The sequence below is a fragment of the Erysipelothrix aquatica genome (genome assembly GCF_009828775.2).
GTDB lineage: Bacteria > Bacillota_I > Bacilli_A > Erysipelotrichales > Erysipelotrichaceae > Erysipelothrix > Erysipelothrix aquatica.
In genome coordinates, this window is the sequence record NZ_WTSY02000064.1 from 1 (window position 1) to 3,361 (window position 3,361).

General features: G+C 30.8%; 3 protein-coding genes. All 3 read left to right on the top strand.

Going from position 1 to position 3,361, the window contains the following annotated elements; genetic code table 11:
* Window positions 1-210 (top strand): hypothetical protein (locus GVV20_RS10315; RefSeq protein WP_250690205.1); only part of this gene is annotated, 210 nt, incomplete at its 5' end.
* A 1,576-nt stretch (window positions 211-1,786) separates the two neighbouring features.
* Complete coding sequence (locus GVV20_RS10320) at window positions 1,787-2,950, top strand: nucleotidyltransferase domain-containing protein (RefSeq protein ID WP_159740496.1); 1,164 nt, start codon at window positions 1,787-1,789, stop codon at window positions 2,948-2,950.
* 1 nt (window position 2,951) lies between these two features.
* Window positions 2,952-3,361: hypothetical protein (locus tag GVV20_RS10325; protein WP_250690206.1), on the top strand; the 410-nt coding region annotated here is incomplete at its 3' end.

A 3,361-nucleotide genomic window follows, 5' to 3' on the forward strand; every position in this document is an offset into this window, starting at 1 on the left:
GCAATAACTTGTTCATATATCTCTTTTATTCAACATAAAAAAATAGATTTTTCAAATATTGAGAAGAAAAGAAGTATTTTTAATTTCTTGATTATTCTATCTTTACAAATTGATAGTAATGAGAATAATCTAAGTGATGATGATAGACAAACATTAACTAAATTGTATCTAGATAATCTTACTATTTTTTTGGAAATCTACAAAGCTTGAGCCTTAAAGATCAAAAAGATATGATCTCCTGATGTAAAATATTAAAGGATACAGAGATTAATCTGCAAAATTTTGTATTGAAAACTGAAAAATCACTCGATTTATTAAACTATTATTGAAAGAAGTGATATTCAAAATGAAGGTGAGTAATGTATAGTTTTACATCCGTGTATAGTACGTCGCTACTTTATAAAGCTCTGGATTAGCAAAAAAGATGCACTTCAACAAGATCTTAGTTTGAAACCGTTTCATCACTTTTGTACATTCTACTCATACAGAAGTCGTTATCCTGTCGCAACACCCTAATAGTCAGTAAATTGGACAGTAATTAAGAAAATAATTGAATAAATTCATGTTCTCTATTGTCGGTCACAGCCAATTGTTGAACAAATGTAATTTTAATGGGTTATAGAACCTTCCAATATTAGTGAATAGGTATTTCTGGTAGCTTTGGTTTCTAAAAACGAGCATCTATTAATTTCTTCGTATTTTAGATATTTGAAAAAAGATTCGCTAACAACGTTATATTCAACCATTACATTTTCATATTTTGAACATGCGATATTGCGAACCACTATTCGAATGAAGAAGAAGCCTTCCTTCAGGTTCTATTAAATGGTGCACATCATAGAAAAACACGAGTAAAGAAGATAATTTCTTCGATTAGAATGCATCCATTCAGTGATGTTATGAGAAAACAAATACATAATAACTTAAAGAGATCGAAACTTCTAAGTCGTTTAGCATAAGTAAGGTCGCTAAATTACATATTATTGGGTTCATAAGGGCAGAAATACTAATTTAGAACATTAACACATTCTTGAACGTTTGTGTGTTGAGAGGGTTCCGAGTAAGGTATAGCAGATGACATATGATGTAGAGGCATATTCTTCAAGAGTCTGTGAATACGACCATGACTAATTGATATGTCAAATTCAACAAAAGACGACGCTTGATCATTATTACACTTAAGTGTTCATTGTACATAATATAATACTCAAAGTGATGAACACATATCTTCTTATTTTCTATGTCAAGTTTTTAGGTTTCGTGATTTAAGTAATTGTAGTATGTAGGATGGATAATAGTAGGAGCTTTACAAAGAAAATGAAATCTTCGCTCTTAGCCGTTGTTTGATTCGGCGTGAATATTGAAATTGCATTTGAAGCAACACCGTAATTTTCGTAGAGGCAAAATTATTTTTGATCATCATAATTGCGAGCGGCATATAATTTTTGAAATCTTAGGTATTAAAAATTCTTTTATTTGACATAGATAGTTTTATTTCAATTACTATAGTTTATGATGTTTCCCAATTACAGTTCATATTTAAAGTAAAGTACTAGTTCTTAGTGGTAGAGAAATTACTTTTTAAGGGAATACACATCTAGTGGTACAGTAAGATTCAAGCAATGTTTTTAAAAAAATCTAACCCAGTAATCTGAGCTAATTTGTTAAATAAGATATACTTTTTCTGTTATGAAATAGTAAAGAGATGCCTGTATGAAAGCGCATAAATTATTCTTTCTACTTGGCTTTGTATGCTATAATACAAGTGAAGTAATAGGGGGTCTATATGACGAATCAAACAAGTAAAAAGGATTTGAATAATTTGCTGTCGAAAATTGATCTTACTGAAACTCAAAGGAAGAGAGCAGAAGACTTATATACGAACATTTGTAAAGCGATAGAAAGCAAAACGGGATTAAGCATAAATTTCTATCCTCAAGGATCTTTTGCTACTAGAACAGCGGTTAGGCCATATTCAAAGAGCAAAAATCAATCATATGATGTAGATGTTATTTGTGAAGTAGTCGACTTGTCGAAAGAAATTGGACCTAAGAAACTTATGTCGATTTTTGAAGATGCATTAAGCGAAAGTAGATATACTTTTATAAAATGGGAAAAGTGCTTTACAATTAAATATGAGAAACAAGAAGGAGTGGATTTTTCTATTGATATTATACCAGCTACAAAAGAGTCTATCGAAGCAATAAATAGAATTAGGACAGTAACTGAAAATGTTTATTTAGTCGATAGTTCGATTGCCATACCAGATGTTTCTGAATCAAAGTCAAGATGGATTTCTAATAATCCGATTGGATATGTAACCTGGTTCAACACTCAAACAGCCAGTTATGAAAGAATTTTTGAGTCTTTTCGTGATAAAGAGTTCAAAGCGTCAATTACAGACATTCCGGAAGATAGTGCTACAAATATGATGAGGAATGTAATAAAAATTTTAAAAAGATTGAGAGATGTTTATTACGTTAGAAAAGATTCAGATAATAAACCTTCGTCGATTGTCATAACCACGATTGTTGCTAAATTATCAAATCGAATTGGTTACGTTCAAGATGAGAGTTCTTTACTAGATAAAGTAGTTATTGAGTTACAGCAGTTAAGAAGTTCACTTATGAAAGGATCGTCTAAGACAAGTATTGAAGCAGGTTATTTTATGATGAACATTGTAAATTTTAATGATGGACAATGGACACTCAAGAATCCTGCAAATGGATTGGATAATATTCTTAGTTCATGGAATGAGAATAAGGTAGCAGCAGAAGAGTTTTTCTCTTGGGTTGAAAATCTAAGTAATGTGATTTCTCAACAAAAAGATGTTCGCCATTCTCAAACTCGAAAAGAATTAAGTATGGCTGATGCATTTGGGTTTGAAACTGAATCAAATCAGACAACTTATGAAGTAGATAGCAGCAAAGCTAGACCATGGGGCGAATAATTTGGAATTAGAAAAAGAACTTAGTGATATCATCAATGATATGCAGGGAGTTAAAATAAAGAGCTTTTTTGTGAGAAAAGATAAAACGCTAATAGAACTTTTGATTGACTGCCAAGGGAAGGTCGATGGAGCATTATTTTTTCTTGACTATCAAGTGATGATAGAGTTACCAAAAACATTTCCGAATGTTTTACCAATATGTAGAGAATCTGGGACAAAAAGGAACATAATAGATTATCATCATATAAATACTCATGACAATTTGTCTTTCTGCCTTGGAACAAACATAGAAATACATGACCGGTTAAAATCGGACTATTCTTTAAAAAAATACATTATGATAGTTATTGATTTTTTAAACATTTACGAGTATTTCTTAAAATATAAGAGTATGCCAGTCGAAGTGAGAAA

What these genes read in the sequence shown, in the direction of transcription:
- GVV20_RS10320 (WP_159740496.1), top strand. Translation starts at nt 1,787, where the DNA reads ATGACGAATCAAACAAGTAAAAAGGATTTGAATAATTTGCTGTCGAAA.